Origin of the sequence: Micromonospora sp. WMMD754 (genome assembly GCF_049315235.1) — a bacterium.
In the GTDB taxonomy this organism is placed as follows: domain Bacteria; phylum Actinomycetota; class Actinomycetes; order Mycobacteriales; family Micromonosporaceae; genus Micromonospora; species Micromonospora sediminicola.
In genome coordinates, this window is sequence record NZ_CP186058.1 from 2,963,081 (window position 1) to 2,984,617 (window position 21,537).

Annotated in this window: 16 protein-coding genes; 9 read left to right on the forward strand and 7 right to left on the reverse strand. The window is 74.9% G+C overall.

Annotation, left to right across the window (positions count from 1 at the left end; all coding sequences use genetic code 11):
* Positions 1–33: 33 nt before the first annotated feature.
* A complete protein-coding gene (locus ACN27B_RS14510) occupies positions 34–1,194 on the forward strand; it encodes a 5-(carboxyamino)imidazole ribonucleotide synthase (RefSeq protein ID WP_099162514.1) in 1,161 nt (386 codons plus the stop codon).
* Positions 1,195–1,247: 53 nt separating this feature from the next.
* A complete protein-coding gene (gene purE / locus ACN27B_RS14515) occupies positions 1,248–1,739 on the forward strand; it encodes a 5-(carboxyamino)imidazole ribonucleotide mutase (protein ID WP_422745976.1) in 492 nt (163 codons plus the stop codon).
* A 76-nt stretch (positions 1,740–1,815) separates the two neighbouring features.
* Here purE and ACN27B_RS14520 read toward each other — a convergent pair whose 3' ends face one another.
* Both ACN27B_RS14520 and ACN27B_RS14525 read right to left on the reverse strand, forming a co-directional pair.
* Positions 1,816–6,729, reverse strand: coding sequence for an SCO7613 C-terminal domain-containing membrane protein (locus ACN27B_RS14520; protein ID WP_422745423.1), 4,914 nt, complete (start codon positions 6,727–6,729; stop codon positions 1,816–1,818).
* Positions 6,730–6,891: 162 nt separating this feature from the next.
* Complete coding sequence (locus ACN27B_RS14525) at positions 6,892–8,319, reverse strand: UDP-glucose dehydrogenase family protein (protein ID WP_091581814.1); 1,428 nt, start codon at positions 8,317–8,319, stop codon at positions 6,892–6,894.
* A gap of 246 nt (positions 8,320–8,565) precedes the next feature.
* On the opposite strand from ACN27B_RS14525, the gene ACN27B_RS14530 reads away from it, so the two are divergent.
* Positions 8,566–9,729 (forward strand): acyl-CoA dehydrogenase family protein, encoded by a 1,164-nt coding sequence (locus ACN27B_RS14530; protein ID WP_422745425.1) that lies wholly within the window; start codon positions 8,566–8,568, stop codon positions 9,727–9,729.
* Between the two features lie 57 nt (positions 9,730–9,786).
* On the opposite strand, the gene ACN27B_RS14535 is transcribed toward ACN27B_RS14530, so the two are convergent.
* Positions 9,787–10,437, reverse strand: a complete 651-nt coding sequence (locus tag ACN27B_RS14535; protein ID WP_099162512.1) for a hypothetical protein — start codon at positions 10,435–10,437, stop codon at positions 9,787–9,789.
* A 23-nt stretch (positions 10,438–10,460) separates the two neighbouring features.
* Between ACN27B_RS14535 and ACN27B_RS14540 the strand changes: the two genes are divergently transcribed.
* Together ACN27B_RS14540 and ACN27B_RS14545 are read left to right on the forward strand one after the other, a co-directional pair.
* On the forward strand, positions 10,461–10,976 hold the full coding sequence (locus tag ACN27B_RS14540; protein ID WP_099162511.1) for an acyl-CoA thioesterase: 516 nt from the start codon (positions 10,461–10,463) through the stop codon (positions 10,974–10,976).
* Positions 10,977–11,293: 317 nt separating this feature from the next.
* The gene (locus ACN27B_RS14545) at positions 11,294–13,282 is read left to right on the forward strand and encodes an acetoacetate--CoA ligase (protein WP_422745428.1); all 1,989 of its coding nucleotides are present in this window, start codon (positions 11,294–11,296) and stop codon (positions 13,280–13,282) included.
* A 98-nt stretch (positions 13,283–13,380) separates the two neighbouring features.
* Here the strand turns inward: ACN27B_RS14545 and ACN27B_RS14550 are convergent, their stop codons facing one another.
* On the reverse strand, positions 13,381–14,076 hold the full coding sequence (locus tag ACN27B_RS14550; protein ID WP_099162509.1) for a TIGR03089 family protein: 696 nt from the start codon (positions 14,074–14,076) through the stop codon (positions 13,381–13,383).
* A 150-nt stretch (positions 14,077–14,226) separates the two neighbouring features.
* On the opposite strand from ACN27B_RS14550, the gene ACN27B_RS14555 reads away from it, so the two are divergent.
* Together ACN27B_RS14555 and ACN27B_RS14560 are read left to right on the forward strand one after the other, a co-directional pair.
* The gene (locus ACN27B_RS14555; RefSeq protein WP_099162508.1) at positions 14,227–15,372 is read left to right on the forward strand and encodes a glycosyltransferase family 4 protein; all 1,146 of its coding nucleotides are present in this window, start codon (positions 14,227–14,229) and stop codon (positions 15,370–15,372) included.
* A 63-nt stretch (positions 15,373–15,435) separates the two neighbouring features.
* Positions 15,436–16,527, forward strand: a complete 1,092-nt coding sequence (locus ACN27B_RS14560) for a mannose-1-phosphate guanylyltransferase (protein ID WP_098746051.1) — start codon at positions 15,436–15,438, stop codon at positions 16,525–16,527.
* A gap of 30 nt (positions 16,528–16,557) precedes the next feature.
* Here the strand turns inward: ACN27B_RS14560 and ACN27B_RS14565 are convergent, their stop codons facing one another.
* Positions 16,558–17,145 (reverse strand): NUDIX hydrolase, encoded by a 588-nt coding sequence (locus ACN27B_RS14565; RefSeq protein WP_357621813.1) that lies wholly within the window; start codon positions 17,143–17,145, stop codon positions 16,558–16,560.
* A gap of 39 nt (positions 17,146–17,184) precedes the next feature.
* On the opposite strand from ACN27B_RS14565, the gene ACN27B_RS14570 reads away from it, so the two are divergent.
* A complete protein-coding gene (locus tag ACN27B_RS14570) occupies positions 17,185–18,222 on the forward strand; it encodes a hypothetical protein (protein ID WP_422745431.1) in 1,038 nt (345 codons plus the stop codon).
* Between the two features lie 243 nt (positions 18,223–18,465).
* On the forward strand, positions 18,466–19,464 hold the full coding sequence (locus ACN27B_RS14575; protein ID WP_422745433.1) for an ArsR/SmtB family transcription factor: 999 nt from the start codon (positions 18,466–18,468) through the stop codon (positions 19,462–19,464).
* A 27-nt stretch (positions 19,465–19,491) separates the two neighbouring features.
* Here the strand turns inward: ACN27B_RS14575 and ACN27B_RS14580 are convergent, their stop codons facing one another.
* Both ACN27B_RS14580 and cofD read right to left on the reverse strand, forming a co-directional pair.
* Entirely contained in the window at positions 19,492–20,577 is a 1,086-nt protein-coding gene (locus ACN27B_RS14580) for a coenzyme F420-0:L-glutamate ligase (protein ID WP_099162504.1), read from the reverse strand.
* Positions 20,574–21,521, reverse strand: a complete 948-nt coding sequence (cofD, locus tag ACN27B_RS14585; protein ID WP_422745435.1) for a 2-phospho-L-lactate transferase — start codon at positions 21,519–21,521, stop codon at positions 20,574–20,576. Before cofD ends, ACN27B_RS14580 begins: the two co-directional genes overlap by 4 nt.
* Positions 21,522–21,537 lie beyond the last annotated feature (16 nt).

Genomic DNA, 21,537 nt, shown 5'->3' on the forward strand with positions numbered 1-21,537 from the left:
GGGTGTCCCCGGCCCGGTTAGGCTGGCGGCGCTATGGACTCCCGGACCGGACTCCCCGTCGTGGGCATGGTGGGTGGCGGCCAGTTGGCCCGGATGACCCACCAGGCCGCCATCGCCCTCGGTCAGTCGCTGCGCGTGCTGGCGCTCGCTCCCGACGACGGCGCGGCGCTGGTCGCCGCCGACGTCCAGTACGGCGACCACACCGACCTGACCGCCCTGCGCACGTTCGCCAAGGGGTGCGACGTGGTCACGTTCGACCACGAGCACGTGCCGAACGACCACATCCGCGCGCTGACCGACGAGGGCGTGAAGCTGTTCCCGCCGGCCGAGGCGCTGGTGCACGCGCAGGACAAGCGGGTGATGCGGGAGCGCCTCGGCGAGCTGGGCGCGCCCAACCCGGCCTGGCGTCCGGTGGAGTCGCCGGCGGACCTGGTGACCTTCGGCCAGGAGACCGGGTGGCCGGTGGTGCTCAAGGCCGCCCGGGGCGGCTACGACGGGCGCGGCGTCTGGATGGTGGACGACGCCGACCGGGCCGCCGAGCTGGCCGCGACACTGCTCGCCGGCGGCACCCCGCTGCTGGTCGAGGAGCGGGTGGCGCTGCGACGAGAGCTGGCCGTGCAGGTCGCCCGGTCGCCCTTCGGCCAGGTGGCCGCGTACCCGGTGGTGGAGACGGTGCAGCGCGACGGCATCTGCGTCGAGGTGCTGGCGCCCGCGCCCGACCTGCCGGAGGAGCGGGCGGTCGCGGCGCAGCAGCTCGCCATCGACCTGGCCACCGCGCTCGGCGTGGTCGGGCTGCTCGCGGTGGAGCTGTTCGACACGCCCACCGGTCTGGTCGTCAACGAGCTGGCCATGCGCCCGCACAACTCGGGGCACTGGACCATCGAGGGCGCCCGGACCTCGCAGTTCGAGCAGCACCTGCGGGCGGTGCTCGACTATCCGATGGGGGACACCTCGCTCGCCGCGCCGGTCGTGGTGATGGCGAACGTGCTCGGCGGGGAGCCGGGCGGGATCTCGATCGACGAGCGGCTGCACCACCTGTTCGCCGCCGAGCCCGGCGCCAAGGTCCACCTCTACGGCAAGCAGGTCCGTCCGGGCCGCAAGATCGGTCACGTCACGGTGCTCGGCACCGACCTGGCCGACGTACGGGCCCGGGCCGCGCGGGCCGCCCGCTGGCTCCAGGAAGGACGCGCATGAGCGAACGCACCGAGCGGAGCGAGGGCCGTGAGGGCATGCCCAGCCAGCACGGCATGAGCGCCGTCGGGCTGATCATGGGCAGTGACTCGGACTGGCCGACCATGCGGGCCGCCGCCGAGGCGCTCGACGAGTTCGGCGTGCCGTACGAGGTGGGCGTGGTCTCGGCGCACCGCACCCCGCTCAAGATGATCGAGTACGGCCGGTCCGCCGCCGGTCGCGGTGTCCGCGTGATCATCGCGGGCGCGGGTGGGGCGGCGCACCTGCCCGGCATGGTCGCCTCGGTCACCCCGCTGCCGGTGATCGGTGTGCCGGTGCCGCTGAAGTACCTGGACGGGATGGACTCGCTGCTGTCCATCGTGCAGATGCCGGCCGGCGTACCGGTCGCCACGGTGTCGATCGGCAATGCCCGCAACGCCGGCCTGCTCGCCGTCCGGATCCTCGGCGCCTCCGACCCGGCGTTGCGGGACCGGATGGCCGCCTACCAGGCGAGCCTGGAGGACCTGGTCGCCGAGAAGGAAGCCGCGCTGCGCGCGTCGCTGGCGTGATGCGGCGCTGTCGATCTGCGTAACGCTGCGGGTGTCGCCGTCGGTGACCGTTCGTCGCCGCGCACAGGCGGCGAGGTCAGCGCATGCCGCGCAGCGCTGTCTGCAGGCGCTCCTGGGCCCGCCGGCGACGCTCGTTGCTCGCGCCCAGCACCAGTAGGACGATGCCGACCGGGATCAGCACCAGCCATGGGCCGAGACTGAACAACGCGTGCACCGCGGCGATCGCGGTGACCGTCGCGCCCACGATCACCGGCGCCTGCTGCCGGCTCGTCGAACCGAAGATCAGCACCGCCACGGCGCCGAGCAGCAGCAGCACCTGACGCAGCATGCTGGAGTCGGTCGCGATCACGATCGCCAGCGTCGGCAGGAACGCGGTCACCAGGGCCGGTCCGTACGCCACCCAGCTCGACAGGTCGGGCCGGTGACGCAGCTGCAGCACCCCGACCAGCAACGCGAGCGCGGCGAACGGCAGCGTGTACGCCTCCGGGAGCGCCACGTCGGCCACCCGCATCAGGATCCACCAGGCGCTGATCTCGCAGGCCACCACCGCCCAGAACAGCAGGTTGCGCTCCATCGGACGGCGGCCCGGACGGCTGGCCGCCACCCCGAGCACCGCGCCCCACGCGGCCAGCAGCGCGGCGATGTGCCGGGGTGAGTCGTACGCCAGCGCCAGCGCGATGAGGGCCGCCCCGTAACCGCTCCACTCGACGGTGGCCGCCTCCCGGTACGCCTCCGGCCGGCGCAACCGGGGCAGCGTGGCGGCGAAGACCTGCAACGCGGCGCCGACCGCGAGCACCCCGAAGGCGGACCAGACCGCGGCGAGCCCCACCACCAGCCCGAGCGTGAGCGCGAAGAGCTGGGCCATCAGCGAGCCGAACAACCACCCGAGGATGCGGGCCCGCTGGGTGGTGCCGAACAGCGCGGCCACGATGCCCACGCCGACGGCGCCGCCCAGCGTGAACAGGGTCAGGTCGCGGGTGGCGAGGCTGCCGCAGAGCCCCGCGCCCCCGGCGGCGAGCCCGATCGCGAAGACCAGCACCCGGGCGACCCGGATCGACCGGGCCGGCTCCACCAACGGCGGCGGTGGGGTCAGCGCCAGCCCGAGCATGGAGATGGTGAAGACGGCCAGCGCGGCCAGCGTGGTCACCGGCCAGCCCCGCCCCAGCGCCACCGGCGTGATCAGCAGGGTGAGGGCGGCCCCGGGCAGGACCACCGGCACCGCCCGGGACCGGCGACCGCCGCTGAACCCGGTCGCGGCCAGCGCCGCCGTGGCGGTGAGCAGCAGCGCGGTGAGCACATGGGTGGGGTCCACGGCGTCCGGCGGCGGGGTGAGCAGCTCCGGCGGCGGCCCCTGCCACACCCGGCCCAGCGCCGCGAACGGCGAGAACAACGCCACCACCAGCGACGGCGCCAGCGTGGCCAGGGCCAGCGCGGTGGGCAGCGCCGCCGCGGCGAGCGCCCCGGCCGCCGGGCTGACCCGCCAGCGCAGCTCCGTGCGGTCGCCCGGGTCCCGGCGCAGCGCCCCGTCGAACAGCACGGACCAGCGGCGCACCGGGCGGGCCGAGCCGACCGGCGGGACGGTGGCCGCCCGGACCAGTTCGGCGAGCACCCCGAGCAGCGCCGCGGCGGCGGCGAACACACCGGCGGGCAGGCGGACGAGCAGAGCGGCCGCCGCGGTCACGGTGGCCGCGCCGACCACGGCGACGCTGGCGTACGGAAGGTACTGCGGCACCTGCCGGCGTACCGCCGCGACCACGGCCAGGCCGATGCTGGCGGCGGCCAGGGCGGAGGTGAGGACCACCTGCGGCGGGCGGCCGAACTCGGCGGACAGGGCGGCCACCGCGCCGGGAAGGGCCAGCAGCGCCGCCCCGGCGCCCGCACCGCCCACCTGCACCAGATGCGGGGGCATACCCTCGGCGCGGATGTCCTCCACCAGCGTCGGCGCGAGCGTGCGGGCCAGCGCGGCCACCGTCACCCCGATCAACGCGATGCTGCCCAGCGCCAGCGCGGTGGTCCAGGGGCGGACCAGCCCGGCGCCGGCCGCGTGCAACGCCACCACGCCGGCCACGGTGGCCCGGGACAGCGCGGCCCGCGGGTCCGCCGCGGCCGCGGCGGCCATCCCGAAGACGGTGGCCACCATGGCGCCCACCAGCACCGGCGACCACCAGGGCAGGTCGAACGCGGCCGGCGCACCCACCGTGGCGAGCACCGCGGCCGCGCCCGACACGTCGTACTTCCAGGGCGGTGGCAGGAGGATGGCGGCGGTGACCGCGAGCAGCGCCAGCGCGACCGGCGCCTGCCAGGTGGACCCGCCGGTCGGCGCCGCCGGCCAGCCGCTCAGGTCACCGGCCCAGATCGGGCCGGGGGTGGCCAGGACACCGAGCCCGCCGCGCAGCGCGCTCCAGGCGGCGATCAGGCCGATCAGCGTGCCCCCGGCGGCGATGCCGAGGATCGGACCGCGCCGCCACTCCTCCGGCAGCGCCCGGGCGGCGACCGCCACCAGCAGCACCAGCGCGGCGGCCACCACGAGCTGACCGCCCGGCGCGAGGACCGCGGCGATCCGGGCCAGCGTGGCCACCAGCGCCACCGTGATCGCGGCCAGGGCCAGGTCCGAGCCGTCCAGCGACATGTCGGCGCGGCGGCCGGCGTCGATCCGCGGGGCCAGCGCCAGCAGCGCGGCCGAGATCAGCAGCAGGCCACCCACCCAGGCGTCCGCCGAGGTGGCGCCGGGCGCGCCGAACCCGGCGGCGGCGACGGCGACCGCGCCGAGCACGGTGCCGAGCGCGTGCGGCATGCTCAGCTGCCGCTGCGCCACCTGGACCAGGGCGGCGTAGCCGAGCGTCACGCAGACCGCGAGGAAGCTCGCGGCGAGGATCGGGACGGTGATCTCGCGGAGGTTCGCCGGGGTGGGCGCCGGCGGGGTCGGCACGGTGGCGGCGACGAACGCGGCCACCGCGCCGGGCAGGGCGAACGCCGCGCCGCCGGCCGCCCAGGCGCAGACCCGGTCCGTCGCGGCGGCGGCCAGGCGGACCCGCGGGGCGAGCGACACCAGCGCCCCGGCCAGGAAGAGCAGCGTCAGCGCGGCGGCGGTGAGCGCGGGGCGGGCGAGCGCGGCCCCGGCCCCGACCAGGCCGAGCCCGGCAGCGGTCACCGCGTGCGCCACGGCGGCGCGCTCGGTGCCGGCGGTGAGCCCGAGCACCCCGATCGCGACGGCGGTGAGCAGCATCGGCCAGCAGGCCGCGGCCCAGCCCAGGCCGAGCGAGGCCGGCACCGCCAGCGCGGTGAGCGCCGCGCCGACCACCGCGAACTCCCGGCGGATCTCCGGCGGCAGCGCGACCACGGCGGCGACGGTGAGCAGCAGCGCGGCGGCGGCGAGCTGCCAGCCGGTCGGTCCGACCGCGCGGGCCAGCTCGGCGTGCCACCCGCCGAGGTCGGCCGACCAGGCGGGCAGCGCCGCCCGGACCGGGGCCAGCCCGGCGCGCAGCGCGCCGCCGGCGACCACCAGGCCGCTGACCGTGAGCGCGACCGCGGACGCCAGCTGCGGACCCCGGCGGGCCGCCTCCGGTACGGCCCGGACGGCGAGCCCGGTGAGCGCGATGACCGCGGCGATCAGCAGCAGCGAACGCCCGGGCAGGGCCACCGAGGCGACCCGGCCGAGCGCGCCGATGACCGCGAGGGTGAGGATGCCGGCGCCCACGTCGGGCAACGGCGGCCGGCGCAGCACCAGCGTCCCGGCCAGCGCGACCAGCGCGGCGAGCAGCAGCACCGCGCCGGCGCCGGCGGCGGTCGGCACGGTGGCGGCGCGGAGCAGGGCGGTGACCGCGTACGCCAGGGCGACCGCGACCGCGGCCCCGTGCAGCAGCCAGGTCAGCTCCCGCAGCCACGGCACCGGACGGGCCGGCGCGGCGGCGGCGGGCCCGGCGGGCGACTCGCCGCCGAGCACCTCACCGGCCTCCTCCGGCGCCGACTCCGGCCGGTCCTCGTCGGCGCGCTGTCGGGGTGCGGCGGGTGTCGGCGGCTCGGTGGGGGGCAGGTCCTGCCGGACCGGCCGTTCGCGCACCACCACCGAGCGGGCCAGGGCCAGGTCCAGCACGGCCACCACGGTGAGCACCAACGCCCACCCGGCCGGGCCGGTGATCCGCTCGTACGCCAGCAGCGGCAGCACCGGCTGGGCGGCCAGCACGGTGGCGAACCGGGGCGCGCGCAGGCCCGTGCCGTACGCGTAGCCGAAGGCGACGACGGTGGTGACCAGGAAGATCGACCCGGCGAACGCGGCGCCCGAGGTGCCGCCGCCGATCCGGTCCACGGCCCAGAGCGCGTACCCGGCCAGCGGCACCAGCAGCAACCCGACCGCCGCGATGGTCTCGGCGGTCGAGGTGAGCCCGCGCCGGGCCAGCACCGGCGGGGCGAGCAGCATCAGCACGGTCGCGACCAGCAGCACGCCGAGCCGCGCCAACGCGTCCATCGAGCTGGTGGCGACCGCGGCGAAGACCACCGCCGCGACGCCGAGCAGCAGCGCGCCCAGCCCGAGCGGGATGTTCTGCACCTCGCGTGACGACGCCTCCGGCGGATGCTCCGGGTCGTCCGCGTCGAGCCACTGGGGGCGGCCGCGGGGTGGCGGCGGAGGGAGGTCGTCCGGCCCGGGCGGCGGGGTGCCCTGCCGGGGCACCCGGGGCGGCGCGCCGGTGGCGGCCGTGGGCGGGCGGCGTCCGGGCCGCCGGCGGAGCACCCGGCGGGGACGGGTGGCCTGCTTGATCCGCTCCTCCCCGGCGTGCGCCAGGATGTCGCGCTGGAAGAGGGCGGCCTGCATCTTGGCCGCGATCTGCCGCTGCTCGCGGGCGATCTCGGCGTCGCGCGCCTTCATCTCGGCGATCGACCGCTCGATGTCGGCCAGGTGCTCGGTCCACTGGGGCTGTTCCGCGCCGCAGTGGGGGCAGACGACGGCGGGCTTGATCTCCCGCCCGCACGAGGCGCACCTGAAGCTCTCCACGTCAGTCTCCCGTTCGCCCGCGCCCCCGCACTGTGGACCTCCCAGAGGCAGCATGCCCTGAGCGGGCCGGGATTTCGACAGTTGCCGGCGCGTTCCGGACAACAAAAAAGGACCGGCCGGTCGGGGATGCGATCCCCGGCCGGCCGGCCCGACGTCGACGGGTCAGGGGCGACCCATGCCGCGGTACTCCCACCCGGCCTGCGTCCACAGTGTCGAGTCCAGGCAGTTGCGCCCGTCGACCACCCGGCGGCCGTTGGCCAGCTCGCCCAGCGCGACCGGGTCGGCGTTGCGGAACTCGGCCCACTCGGTGAGCACACAGACCAGGTCGGCGCCGCGGACGGCGTCGGTCATGTTCTCCTCGTAGGTCAGCTCCGGCACGGCGCGGCGCGCGTTCTCGATCCCCTGCGGGTCGAAGACGTGCACGTCGGCGCCGGCCTTGCCGAGCAGCGCGGCCACCGCGAGGGCGGGGGCGTCGCGTACGTCGTCGGTGTTGGGCTTGAAGGTGGCGCCGAGCACCGCGATCCGGGTGCCGGAGAGGTCCGGACCGGCCGGGCCGGAGCGGCGGCCGAGCAGCTCGGCGGCGAGCTGCACCACCCGGGTACGGCGGCGCAGGTTGATCAGGTCGACCTCGTGCAGGAAGCGCAGCGCCTCACCGGCGCCCAGCTCCTGGGCGCGGGCCTGGAACGCCCGGATGTCCTTGGGCAGGCAGGCGCCGCCGAAGCCGAGCCCGGCCTGGAGGAACCGGTTGCCGATCCGCGGGTCGTAGCCGATGGAGCGGGCGAGCTGCGTGACGTCGCCGCCGGCCGCCTCGCAGACCTCGGCCATCGCGTTGATGAACGAGATCTTGGTGGCCAGGAACGCGTTCGCGGCGACCTTGACCAGCTCGGCGGTGGCGAAGTCGGTGACCACCAGGGGCACCTCGCGGTCCTCGGTGGCGGCCAGGTCGAAGACGCCCTTGTGGGCGGCGAAGAGCATGCCGTTGGCCCACTCGCTCTTGACGCCGACCACGATCCGGTTGGGGCGCAGCACGTCGTCGACGGCGAAGCCCTCCTGGAGGAACTCGGGGCTCCACGCCACCTCGACCCCGAGGTCGGTCGGGCTGTGCTTGCCGACCAGCTGCTCCACCCACTCGGCGGTGCCCACCGGCACGGTGGACTTGCCGACGATCAGCGCCTTGCGGGTCAGGTGCTGGGCGAGGCCGGTCACCGACGCCTCGACGTAGGACAGGTCGGCGCCCATGCCGTCGGCCCGCTGCGGGGTGCCGACGCAGATGAAGTGCACGTCGCCGAAGTCGGCGGTCTCCTGGATGTCGGTGCTGAACCGCAGCCGGCCGGCGGCCAGGTTGCGCCGCAGCAGCTCGTCGAGGCCGGGCTCGTGGATCGGCACCTCGCCCGCGTTCAGCTTCGCGATCTTGTCCGCGTCTACGTCGAAGCCGAGCACCTCGTAGCCCAGCTCGGCGTAACAGATGGCGTACGTCGCGCCGAGGTAGCCGGTGCCGAGGAAGGTGACCCGGGGCCGGGCGGCGCCGGACGGCGGCGTCACCGCGGCGATGGCGGGCGTCGGCTGGGAGTTCGGGTACGGGATCGTCACGCCTGTCTTCTCCGCTCGCACTGGCGGCGCTTCCTCGCGTCGCATTCTGCTGGGGGCGCCTAGGCCGGGCGCCGAGGGGACTGATGTCTGGTGTGAGGGTAGTGGGTCGGGTGGACGACGCTCGGGCGCGAGCCTACCCGCCGGTAAGGTTCGGCCGTAGCCGGTGGTTATCCTTCAGTTTGCGGCAGTCGGCAGCTTCCGGGCGGCACAGACTGCGCATGATAGCGGTGAAAGGGGAGGGCCGACATGGCCGCAGAGCAGTCGTTCGACGTCTACCGGTTGCCGGAGGAGCACGAGGCGATCCGGGAGGCGGTCCGTGAGATCTGTGCGGCGAAGGTGGCTCCGCACGCCGCCGAGGCGGATGAGACAGGTGAGTTCCCCAAGGCGTCCTACGACGCCCTGCGCGCCGCCGACTTCCACGCCCCGCACGTCCCGGTCGAGTACGGCGGCGCCGGCGCGGACGCGCTGGCCACGGCCATCGTGATCGAGGAAGTGGCCCGGGCCTGCGCCTCGTCGTCGCTGATCCCGGCGGTCAACAAGCTGGGCACCATGCCGCTGCTGCTGGCCGGCTCCGAGGAGCTGAAGCGGAAGTACCTCACCCCGGTCGCCTCGGGCGACGCGATGTTCTCCTACTGCCTCTCCGAGCCGGAGGCGGGCAGCGACGCCGCGTCGATGACCACCAAGGCGGTCCGCGACGGCGACCACTGGGTGCTCAACGGCGTGAAGCGGTGGATCACCAACGCGGGCGTCTCCGAGTACTACACGGTCTTCGCTGTGACCGATCCCACAGCTCGGTCCCGGGGCATCTCGGCCTTCGTGGTGGAGAAGTCCGACCCGGGGGTCAGCTTCGGCGCGCCGGAGAAGAAGCTCGGCATCAAGGGCTCGCCGACCCGCGAGGTCTACTTCGACAACGTCCGGATCCCGGCCGACCGGATGATCGGCGCGGAGGGCACCGGCTTCGCCACCGCCATGCAGACGCTGGACCACACCCGGGTCACCATCGCCGCCCAGGCGATCGGCATCGCCCAGGGTGCGCTGGACTACGCCAAGGGCTACGTCCAGGAGCGCAAGCAGTTCGGCAAGGCGGTCGCCGAGTTCCAGGGCATCCAGTTCATGCTCGCCGACATGGGCATGAAGCTGGAGGCGGCCCGGCAGCTCACGTACGCGGCGGCCGGCAAGTCGGAGCGCGGCGACGCGGACCTGACCTACTTCGGCGCGGCCGCCAAGTGCTTCGCCTCGGACGCCGCCATGGAGATCACCACCGACGCGGTCCAGCTGCTCGGCGGCTACGGCTACACCCGCGACTACCCGGTCGAGCGGATGATGCGGGACGCCAAGATCACGCAGATCTACGAGGGCACCAACCAGGTGCAGCGCATCGTCATGGCCCGGCAGCTGCTCAAGGGCTGAGCGCCGGCGTCGACGTTCGGGCGGGCGGGCCGGGGTGACCCGGCCCGCCCGCACTGGTCAACGGCTCTCGCTGGTGCCCTCCGGCCGGGCGGCGCCGCGCGGCGGCGCGGACCACGGCGACTCGCCGCCGGTGCGGCGGGGCAGGGGATCGGTGGGGGTTTCCGGGTAGGCCAGCGTGAGCGGGGCCGTGTCCGGGTCCTTCGGCGCGCCGGCCGGCGGCCAGTCGGTGAGCGTGGGCCCGTGCTCGACCGGTGTGACGGCCGGGGTCAGCTCCGCCTCGGCCGCCACGGGTCGCCGCCACCGCTGGGCGCTGAACACGGCCATCAGCAGCAGCAGGCCGATGAGGAACAGCGTGCCGTTCTCCAGCGGCTGGCGCAGCGGCAGCGGGTCGCCGAGCACTTTCAGGTCGTCGGGCACCCGGTCCCGCACGGAGAAGGGCGCGACGAACAACCCGACGTACGGGGCGGCGAGCAGCAGGCCCGCCACGAGCGGGCCGAGCGGCGAGAAACGCAGCGTGCCGAGCAGGCCGAGCAGGACGCCGGCGACGCCCAGATAGACGGCCGGCTCGATCAGGTTCGGTGTGCTGTACGTACCGATCTCCACCCAGCGGTTGACGGTCCGCCCAGATCCGTCCTGACCGAGGGTGACGAGCACCCAGGTGACGGGCGCCACCACCAACCCGGCGAGGAAGCTCCAGAGATGTCGCATCCGCGCACCGTACCGTTTCCGGCATGACAGATCATCCCGCGGTGCCGGCGGGTAAGCCGACCTCGTACTCCCGCGTCACGCTCAGTCGCATCATGACCGCTGTCGATGTCAATCTGTACGGCAGCGTGCACGGTGGGGTACTGATGAAGTTCGTCGACGACGTGGCCGGCGCGGCGGCGGCCCGGCACAGCGGCGGCACCGCGGTCACCGCCTCCATCGACGAGATCGTCTTCTCCGAGCCGGTCCGGGTGGGCGACCTGGTGCACGCGCACGCGCAGGTCAACTGGACCGGCAACACCTCGATGGAGGTCGGGGTGCGGGTGGTCGCCGAGCGCTGGGACTCGGCCGAGGACGAGCCGGTGCGGGTCGCCACCGCGTACCTGGTCTTCGTGGGGGTGGACGTCGGTGGCGCGCCCCGGCGGGTCCGCCCGGTGCTGCCCGAGACGCCCGACGACGAACGCCGCTTCCGGGAGGCGGAGATCCGGCGCGCCCACCGCCTGGCCCGCCGCCGCGCCATCCAGGCCCACCGCGCCGGCTGACGTGCAAGGAAGGGCCCCTTGTTAACGCCTGCGGTAGAGGAGGGGGCCCCGCTTAACATCCGGCGCGTGCCGGCGCTGCCCGCCACCGCCGATGCTCTCCCGCAGGGCGCGAGGTGTTAAGCGGGGCCCCTTCACATGCACGAGGCGTTAAGAAGGGGCCCTTCCTTGCACGCGGCCCACATGGGTGGGGGGTTCGGGGTGTGGGGTGGGCACGCCCCGGAACCGCCACCCGGTGCGGAGAATGGCGGCACGAGGTAGGGCAAGATGGCGCCACGGCCCATGCACAGTGTCGTGACGGGCCTCAGGGAGGGTGGAACGTGTCTGACGTGCTGTGGACGCCGCCGGCCGACGTACGCGAACGGTCCCGGATCGGTGACTACCTGCGCTGGCTGGCCGAGCACCGTGGGCTGGAGTTCGCCGACTACGACGCGCTGTGGCAGTGGTCGGTGACCGACCTGGACGGGTTCTGGGGCTCGATCTGGGACTACTTCCAGGTGGTCGCGCACACCCCGCCGACCGCCACGCTCGCCGGGCGGGCCATGCCCGGCGCCCGCTGGTTCCCCGGCGCCACGCTCAACTACGCCGAGAACGTGCTGCGCATGCCGGGCCTCGGCGACGACGACCCGGCGGTGATCGCGCACGGGCAGACCCGCGCCCCGGAGACGCTCACCGCGGCCGCGCTGCGCGAGCGGGTCCGTCGGGTGGCGGCCGGCCTGCGCCGGCTCGGCGTCGGCCCGGGCGACCGGGTGGCCGCGTACGCGCCGAACATCCCGGAGACGTACGTCCTGCTGCTCGCCACCGCCAGCCTGGGGGCGATCTTCTCCTCCTGCGCGCCCGAGTTCGGCACCCGCAGCGTCACCGACCGGTGGCAGCAGATCGAGCCCACGGTGCTGGTCGCGGTGGACGGCTACCGCTACGGCGACAAGCCGGTCGACCGGCGCGCCGAGGTGGCCGCGATCCGGGCCGCGCTGCCGTCGCTGCGGCACACCGTCGCCGTCCCGTACCTCGATCCGGCCGGCGAGATCCCGGCGGGCGCCCTGGCCTGGGCGGAGCTGGCGGCGGAGACCGACGAGCCGCTGACCTTCACCCCGGTCGCCTTCGACCACCCGCTCTACGTGCTCTACTCCTCCGGCACCACCGGCCTGCCCAAGCCGATCGTGCACGGCCACGGCGGCATCCTGCTCGAACACCTGAAGATGCTGGCGCTGCACCACGACCTGGGCCCGTCCGACCGGTTCCTCTGGTTCACCACCACCGGCTGGATGATGTGGAACTTCCTGGTCTCCGGGCCGGCGGTGGGCGCGGCGATCGTGCTCTTCGACGGCAACCCGGGCCACCCCGACCTGGGCGCGCTGTGGCGGATGGCGGCGGAGACCGGCACCACCTACTTCGGCACCTCGGCCCCGTTCCTGCTGGCCTGCCGCAAGGCGGGGCTGGTGCCCCGGGAGATCGCCGATCTGTCCGCGCTGCGCGGCCTCGGCTCGACCGGCGCGCCGCTGCCGGCCGAGGGCTTCACCTGGGTGTACGAGAACGTGGGCGACCGCCTCCAGCTCCAGTCGCTCTCCGGCGGCACCGACGTCTGCACCGGTTTCGTGGGCGGCGTGCCGCTGCTGCCGGTGCACGCGGGGGAGATCGCCTGCCGGGCGCTCGGCGCGAAGGTGGAGGCCCGCGCGGCCGACGGCTCTGCGGTGATCGGCCAGCTCGGCGAGCTGGTGATCACCGAGCCGATGCCGAGCATGCCGGTCGGGTTCTGGAACGATCCGGACGGCGCCCGCTACCGGGAGGCGTACTTCGAGGTCTATCCCGGCGTCTGGCGGCACGGCGACTGGATCACGGTGAACGAGCGCGGCGGCTGCGTGATCACCGGCCGCTCCGACGCCACCCTCAACCGGGGCGGGGTCCGCCTGGGCACGGCCGAGTTCTACTCCGTGGTGGAGGGGCTCGACGAGGTGGTCGACTCGGTGGTGGTGCACCTGGAGGACGACGAGGGCGGCGCCGGTGAGCTGCTGCTGTTCGTGGTGCTCGCCGACGGCCTGGAACTCGACGACGCGATGCGGAAGACGATCTGCCGGGAGCTGCGGACCGCGCTGTCACCCCGGCACGTGCCGGACGAGATCCACCAGGTCCGGGCCGTGCCGAGAACGTTGAGCGCGAAGAAGCTGGAGGTCCCGGTCAAGAAGATCCTGACCGGCACCCCGGTCGACTCGGCCGCGGCCAAGGGCGCCCTGGCCAACCCCGAGTCCCTGACCGCCTTCGCCACCCTGGCCCAACGCCGCGCCGGCTCCGACCACCCCACCCCAGCCTGACCCCGCCCCCGCCCCCGCCCCGCTGATCTTGCATTTTCCGCCCCGACGAAAGGGGTGAATGCCCCGAACCTGGGGCCGCAAGTGCAAGATCGCGGGGGTCAGGGGAGGGGGAGGGTGTGGGTGGTTCGTTCCGTTGTCGCGCGGTGGGCTTGGCGGGTGGGGTCGGGGTGGGCGCAGGCGACGACGGAGGCGCCGGCGGTCAGGGGGGCCAGCAGCCAGTCGACCGGGTCGGGGTGACGGGTCACGTCGACCAGGAGGCGGTCACCGGCGCGCAGGCCCAGCTCCGCGGCGCGTGCCTGTGCGCGGGCCAGCAGCGCCGCGTCCGCCTCGCCCCCGGAGGGGTACGGCGTGAAGTGGTCGCCGTGTCCGCGTACCGCGCCGACGAAGTCGGCGCAGCCCGGCGGCACCTGCCGCATCGGCAGCGCGAACGGGTCCAGGGCCAGGGCGTACCGCTCGCCGGCCGGCCACCGGGCTGCCTCGTCGACCCGGTCGACGGCGGTGAACAGCACGTCCACCGGGGTCGGCCGGTCGACCACCGTCGTCTTCGCCGACCAGCAGCCGAGCAGCACCGCGGCGGTCTGCCAGTGCGGCGGCAGCAACACGCCGACCGGGTCGCCGGGCGCGGCCCCGGCCTCGTCGACGAGCAGGTTGGCCGTCTTGGCCACCCAGTTCGCCAGCGTCGCGCCGGAGAGTTCGGTGCGCTCGCCGGTGGCGTCGTCATACCAGGTGAGCAACGGTCGGGCGGGGTCGGGAGCGATCGCGTCGGCGAAGACCCGGGCAATGTTGTCGGCCATCGGCGCGAACGATACGCGCCCCCGGCGCGTACTCGATGACAACGACAAGTCGGCGTACCGTCGGGTCGCAGTCAGCGTCGGGCACCCGGCCCGGCGTAGGCTTGCCGACAGTGTTCTTCCCCACAACCGCGCCACCTGAGGAGTCGCCCCGTGACCGCCGGTCGTCCGCCCCGCGTACTCATCGACGCCACGAGTGTCCCCGCCGACCGAGGCGGCGTCGGTAGGTACGTCGACGGCCTGCTCGGCGCGCTCGGCCGGGTCTGCGGCTCCGGCGTCGACCTGGCCGTGGTGAGCCTGCGCACCGACCTGGAGCGCTACACCCGGATGCTGCCCGGCGCCGAGGTGATCCCCGCCCCGGCCGCCGTGGCGCACCGCCCGGCCCGGCTCGCCTGGGAGCAGACCGGGCTGCCGCTGCTGGCCCAGCAGGTCAACGCGGAGGTCCTGCACTCGCCGTTCTACACCTGCCCGCTGCGGGCCGGCTGTCCGGTGACGGTCACCGTGCACGACGCGACCTTCTTCACCGAGCCGGAGCACTACGACAAGTCGCGCCGGACGTTCTTCCGCAGCGCGATCAAGACGTCGCTGCGCCGGGCCAACCGGGTGATCGTGCCCAGCAAGGCCACCCGGGACGAGCTGATCCGCCTGCTGGACGCCGACCCGACCCGGATCGACGTGGCCTACCACGGCGTCGACCAGGCCGCCTTCCACGCGCCGGGCGACGAGGAGAAGGCCCGGGTCCGGGCCCGGCTCGGGCTGGGCGACAGCAGCTACATCGCGTTCCTCGGCGCCAAGGAGCCGCGCAAGAACGTGCCCAACCTGATCCGGGGCTGGGCCCGGGCGGTGGCCGACCGACCCAACCCGCCCGTGCTGGTGGTGGCCGGCGGCCAGGGGCACGACGACGACATCGACCGCGCGGTGGCCGAGGTGCCGTCGCACCTGCGGCTGCTGCGCCCCGGCTACCTGCGCTACGCCGACCTGCCCGGCTTCCTCGGCGGCGCGCTGGTCGCCGCCTACCCGTCCTACGGCGAGGGTTTCGGGCTGCCGATCCTGGAGGCGATGGCGTGCGCGGCCCCGGTGCTCACCACGCCGCGGCTCTCCCTGCCCGAGGTGGGTGGCGACGCGGTGGCCTACACCAGCGAGGACCCGGACCAGATCGCCACCGACCTGGGCGCCCTGCTCGACGACGAGCAGCGACGGCTCTCCCTGGCCAAGGCCGGGTTCGACCGGGCCAAGGAGTTCACCTGGGAGTCCAGCGCGGAGGTGCACATCGCCGCCTGGCGCCGGGCGCGTTCCTGAGCGTCCGCTGCGGGTCGTCGACGACCGACCCTGGCGCTCGCCCGCTTCGGGCATGATGTGCTGATGTTCTACGCCGTCATCCCGGCGGGCGGCAGCGGCACAAGGTTGTGGCCGCTGTCCCGCGCCGGCCATCCCAAGTTCCTCCACCCGCTGACCGGCACCTCCGCCTCACTGTTGCAGGCCACGGTCGACCGGTTGTCGCCGCTGACCACACCCGAGCGCACGCTGGTGGTCACCGGGGCCGCGCACGCCGCGGCGGTGGCCCGGCAACTGGCCGGTGTGCCGGAGGAGAACATCCTGGTCGAGCCCTCCCCGCGGGACTCCTGCGCGGCCATCGCGCTGGCCGCGGCGGTGATCGCCGAGCGGGCGCCGGACGCGGTGATGGGCTCGTTCGCCGCCGACCACCTGATCGGCGACCCGGCCCGCCTGGCCGAGGTGGTGCGGCAGGCGATCGGCGGGGCCGAGCAGGGGTTGCTGATGACGGTGGGCATCACCCCGACGCGGCCGGAGACCGGCTACGGCTACCTGGAGACCGGCGACCCGCTGGGCGACGGGCCGCTGCGCCCGGTACGCGAGTTCAAGGAGAAGCCGGCCGCCGAGGTGGCCGAGGGCTACGTCCGGTCCGGGCGGCACCTCTGGAACGCCAGCATGTTCGTCTGGCGGGTGGACGTCTTCCTGGCCGAGCTGGCCCGCCAGCAGCCGGCGTTGCACGCCGGGATCACCGCCATCGCGGCGGCGTGGGGCACCCCGGAGCAGGACGACGTGCTCGGCACGGTCTGGCCGACGCTGCCGAAGATCTCGGTCGACTACGCGGTGATGGAGGGCGCGGCGACCGCCGGCCGGGTGGCGACCGTACCGGGTGACTTCGGGTGGAACGACGTCGGCGACTTCCACACCCTGGGCGAGGTGCTGCCCGGTGACGCCGACGGCAACGTGGTGCTCGGCGGTGACGCCAAGCCGGGTGTGCTGCTGCACGACACCACCGGGACCGTGGTGGTGCCGCACTCCGGCCGTTTCGTCGCCACCGTCGGGGTGCACGACCTGATCGTGGTGGACACCCCGGACGCGCTGCTGGTCTGCCCCCGCGACCGGGCGCAGGACGTGAAGAAGGTCGTCGACCAGCTCAAGGAGCGCGGCGAGGAGAGCCTGGTCTGATCCGGCGGGTCGGTCGGCCGCCGGCGTGGGTCACCCGGCGGCGCGACGGGCCAGCGCGGCCAGCGCCGGCGCCACCAGCTGGCGGGTCCCGCCGGCCAGCGGCGTGGGCAGCCGGTCCGGCGGGAACCAGCCCAGCGCGTCGGACTCGGCGCTGACCCGTTCGGTCGCACCCGCCGGCGCGAACACCGCGAACCGGACGTCGTAGTGCAGCGATCCGCCCTGGCACGCGACCGCGTGGACGTCCACGTCGATCGGCTCCGGGCCGACGGTCAGGCCGGTGATCCCGGACTCCTCGGTGGCTTCACGTAGCGCCGCGCCGACCAGGGTCCGGTCGCCGGGCTCGCAGTGTCCACCGAGCTGCACCCACTTGTGGAACTTGCCGTGCAGGCAGAGCAGCACCCGCTCGCCGGTCGGGTCGAGGACCAGCGCGCTGGCGGTGACGTGCCCCGGCCGGTGCGTCCGCGTCAGCGCGACCGGCCCGGCGGCCAGCAGCGCCAGGGTCCGGTCCCGGTTGGCGGCGGCGGCCGGGCTGGTCGCCGTCCAGCGGCGCAACGCCGCGACGGCGTCGGCGTGCAGCTCGGCGTACGCGGTGAGGTCGGTGGGGTCGGTGTCGGGCACCCGGACACTCTACGAGCGCCGCCTCCGTACCCTGGCCCGGTGACCCTGCGACTCGTCGAGTTCCTGGTGGCCGGCAACGAGGCCAGCGATCTGCTGCCGGTGCGCTCGCCCGCGTTGCTGCGGGCGCACGGCGCGCGGCGCGGCTTCTGGACCGTGCTGGACGAGGGGCCGGTGGAGCAGTGCCTGGCCCTGCTGCTGGAACGCGACGACGGCGAGTGGGTGGCGCACCACGTGCCCGCCGACGCGGGCCGGGAGAACGGCCGCACCGAGGACGGCGAGGCGCTCGCCCACCACGACGGCTGGGTCTACGTCTTCGGCTCGCACTTCGGCTCCAAGGGCGGCCCGCTGCGCCCCCGGCGCGCCTTCGTGGCCCGCTTCCGGGAGGACGACGCGGCGACCGGCACCCTTCCCGTGCACGTGGTGCGCAACCGTTTCCGGCTGCACCGGGCGGTCAACGACGCGCTCGCCGCCGCCCCGCTGGTCCCGCTGCCACCGGGCGAGCGGGTCCGGCAGCGGTTCATCGTGGAGACGGTGGCCCGGGGGACCGCCCGGGCCAAGAGCTGGGTGACCCGGCTGGCCGAGGACGACCTCCCGCTCAACGTCGAGGCGGCGGCGTTCACGCCGGACGGGACCGTGCTGCTCGGGCTGCGCTTCCCGGTGACCGCCGACGGTGAGCCGATCTACGTCGAGCTGGCCGGGGTGGCGGAGATGTTCGACGACGCGGCGCGCTGGCCGCGGGCGCTCGGCGCGTACGCGCTCACCGGGGTGAAGCCGGCCGGGGCGTTGGCCGGCTTCCGCGCGATCACGCCGACCGACGACGGCGGCTACGCGGCGGTGATCGGGTCGATCGACGCGCTGGGCAAGGGTTCGGTGCTGCTGGACGACCACCCGCACGGCGGCGACGTGACGTCCCGGCACGTGCGGTTCCGCCACGCGGCCGGTGCCGACGCCCGGGTGGCCGCCGAGCCGGTGGCGGAGCTGGCGCCGTTCCACCACGTGGAGGGCCTGGCCGAGGTGGCGGGACGCTGGTACTTCGTCACCGACGAGGACCACCGGGTGGCGCTCTGGATCGGATGAGCGAGGGCCGGACGGCACCCCTGCGGAGCAGATCCGCAGACCCTCGTGGTGCCGTCCGGCCACGCCCGTCGGCCGGCGACCGGGTCGACACTGCGCCCCGGCGTCGGCGGGCAAGGACGAGTCTGCCGAACCGGCCCGTTACGCGTCGAGGTTTTTCACGTCACGCTTAAAGATGGAGATTAGTACCGACGGGTAAAGTGCCAGGGGTGGCGTGCGCCCCCGCCGTCCGCCCAGGAGCGCTCCATGTTGAAGATCATTTTCTCGAGTGAGGACATTCTGCGGACCCGGGTCGCCCCGGCCGCGGACCCGCTCTGGGAGCTGGTCCTCAGTGTGCACCTGCTCCAGGGTCGCGGTCGTGACCCACTGATGACGACCTGGCGACGCACCGTGGCGCACGGGCTGCGGTCCGACACCGGCGCCGAGCGCTACCGCCTGCTTCTCGCGCTCAACCCGCCACGTGGCTACTTTCCCGACTTCCTCACGCCGTCCGCCAGCCGGGACGGCTTCGAGGCCGGGCTGGAAGCCGTCCGGGGCACGCCGGCCGACATGCTCCGCCGCGACCTGACCCTGCTCGCCAGCGAGAACCCGCTACCCCCCTCGGCGACGGCGCTCGCCCGGGGCGAGCCGGAGATGCTGCACCACCTCACCGAGGCCATGGCGCGCTACCAGTCGCTGGCGGTCACCCCGTACTGGACCCGGGTGCAGGCCGCGGTCGAGGCGGACCGGGCCCGGCGCGCCCGGGCCATGCTCGACGGCGGCGCCGAGGGGCTGCTGGCCAGCCTGCGACCCAGCATGCGCTGGGGCGGCGGGGTGCTCGAGGTGCTCGACTACCCGGACACCCGGGAGCTGCACCTGGACGGCCGGGGCCTGCTGCTCGTGCCGTCGTTCTTCTGCTCCCGCACGCCCGTGGCGCTGGTCGACCCGACCCTGCCCCCGGTGCTGGTCTACCCGGTCGACCGGCTCGGCGGCCTCACGCCTGGCGGTGGCGCCGCGCGGGACGGTGGCGCCGGCCAGAGCGAGGCGCTGGCCGCCCTGCTCGGCCGCACCCGCGCCTCGGTGCTCCAGGCCGCCGACGAGGGCTGCACCACCGGCGAGATGGCCCGCCGACTGCACATCTCCGCCGCCGCGGCCAGCCAGCACACCACCGTGCTGCGCAACGCCGGGCTGCTGGTCAGCCACCGCGACCGCAACACCGTCCTGCACACGCTGACCCCGCTCGGCCGAGCCGTCCTGGAGTCCTGACCGGGCCGTGGCCCGCGGGGGCGCCGGTCAGAGCGCCAACGTGGCGCTCGCCGTGCTGCCGGCCGGCGGGGGCAGCAGGGCGGACCCGATCCCCTCGGCGGCCAGCGCGGTGCGCAGGCGTTGCAGGTCGGCGCCGAACCGGACCAGGTCGGCCCGGCCGACCGGGGTCGGCGCCGCGCCGAGCACCAGGCCGGTGGCCGAGGCGGGCCAGCCGGGCACGGTGGCGGCGAGCCCGGCGCGTACCTCGTCGTCGGTGACGTGGGTGAAGACGGTGCCGGGGACGACCACCTCGGCCACCGCGGCGACCGCCCGCGCCACCGCGTCCGGGTCGGCCGGGATGGCGCCGGTCGTGTCGGGAAGCGTGGCCGCCGCCCGCAGCCCGTCCGCGCGCGCCTCGGCCGTGCCGAGCGAGAACAGGTCCATCGAGGCGTCCCGCACCAGGGCCCGGGCGCCCTCGTCGTCGTCGCCGGTCGCGGTGAGGTAGCCACGGACGACGGCGACCGGGACCTGGTCGCACTTGCCCTTGATCAGCTCGCCGGCGGCCGCCAGCTCGTCGACCACGGCCATCTGGGTGAGCTGGAGCTCGTTGCCGTACGGGTCGACCTCGCCCCGGTGGTCGCGGATCGCCGGCATGCCGGCCACCCCGAGCGCCACGTCGGTGAGCCCGTTGCGCCACGGGCGGCCCATGGTGTCGCTGACGACGACGGCCACGTCGAGACCGTGCCGGTCGCGCAGCGCGGCCCGCAGCGCCCGGGCGGAGGCGTCCGGGTCCACCGGCAGGAGCACCAGCCGGGTCTTGTCCACGTTGGAGGCGTCGATGCCGGCGGAGGCCATCACGAACCCGTGGTGGGTCTGCACGATCCGGGTCGCGCCCCGGGCGGCGACCACCCGGACGGTCTCCCCGGCCAGCACCCGGTCGCGCGCGGCGAGCCGTTCCGGGCCGTCGGCCGGCACGTCGACCAGCCGGCCCTCCGCCTTCGACACGATCTTGCTGGTGACCACCAGCACGTCGCCGTCGCGCAGCCAGGGCGCCGCGCCGGCGATCAGGGCGGCCAGGTCGTCGCCCTCGGTCACGTGGCCGATGCCCGGCACCGGCAGGATCTCCAGCCTCACATCAACTCCAGCGCGGCGCGCACCATCGCGGCGGTCGCCGCCTCGTCGGTCATCCGCAGCGGCGCCGAGCGGACCGTCACGCCCGGCACCGTGGTGCCCTCGTCCTCCGGGGCGACCAGCCAACCATCCAGCAGGCCCCCGTCGGAGCGGGCGCCGTAGAGACCGCCCACCCCGGCCGCGCTGCACTCGACGCCGAGCACGGCCAGGCAGCGGTCGGCCATGCCGCGCACCGGCGCGCCGCCGATGACCGGGGAGACCCCGACCACCGGGGCCGGCCCGTCGACCACCGCCGCCCGCAGGCCGGGCACGGCCAGCACCGGCGCGATGCTGACCACCGGGTTGCTCGGCGCGATCAACACCACGTCCGCGGCGGCGAGCGCCTCCACCACGCCGGGGGCGGGCTTCGCCGTCTCCGCGCCGACGAACACGAACCGGTGCGTGGGTACGTCCGCCCGGTAGCGCACCCACCACTCCTGGAAGTGGACCGCCCGCCGGCCCTGCTCGTCATCGATGACCACGTGGGTCTCCAGGCGGTCGTCGGTCGCCGGCAGCAGGCGTACGCCGGGCTGCCAGCGGGTCGCCAGCGCCTCGGTGACCTGCGACAGCGGGTAGCCGGCGTTGAGCATGGTGGTGCGCACCAGGTGGGTGGCGACGTCCTTGTCGCCGAGGCCGAACCAGCTGGGCTCCGCGCCGTACGCGGCCAGCTCCGTCTTGATCGTCCAGGTCTCGCCCGCCCGGCCCCAGCCGCGCTCCCGGTCGGCGCCGCCGCCGAGCGTGTAGAGCACGCTGTCCAGGTCGGGGCAGACCTTCAACCCGTGCAGCAGCAGATCGTCGCCGACGTTGACCACGGCGGTCACCTCGGCGTCCACCTCCCGGGCGTACGCCCGCACGCCGAGCAGGAAACGGGCGCCCCCGATGCCGCCGGTCAGAACCACGATGCGCATGCCGTCCATCCTTCCG